This window comes from Bacillus sp. SIMBA_005, from assembly GCF_046535585.1.
Taxonomy (GTDB): Bacteria; Bacillota; Bacilli; order Bacillales; family Bacillaceae; genus Bacillus; species Bacillus pumilus.
In genome coordinates this window covers 1-279 of record NZ_JAWRWI010000263.1, presented here as the reverse complement: position 1 = coordinate 279, position 279 = coordinate 1, and the positions used below count along the sequence as shown (strand labels likewise).

Below are 279 nucleotides of genomic sequence, written 5' to 3'. Positions count from 1 at the left end.
ATTGATCGAAAGCTTGCGAGGAAGCTGAAATCAGTTGATTTTTCCAGTCGATAATTTGGTTTTGATGAACATCAAATTCAGCACTCAATTCAGCAAGTGTTTTTTCTGCTTTAATCGCAGCAAGTGCTACCTTAGCTTTAAAATCATTTGAATGATTTCTTCTTGGTCTACGTGCCATAAAATACTCCATATATTGATGTTTATAACATCATTTGGGGAGCAGAATATCACTTATAAGTGTTGTTCAAATTTCCTGATCCACCTCTATTATTCCCCAGC

Annotated in this window: 1 pseudogene; it reads right to left on the bottom strand. The window is 35.5% G+C overall.

Annotated elements, in window-relative coordinates:
* Positions 1-178, bottom strand: a pseudogene (locus SB660_RS20035) (IS3 family transposase); the annotation flags it as partial.
* Between the last annotated feature and the right edge of the window lie 101 nt (positions 179-279).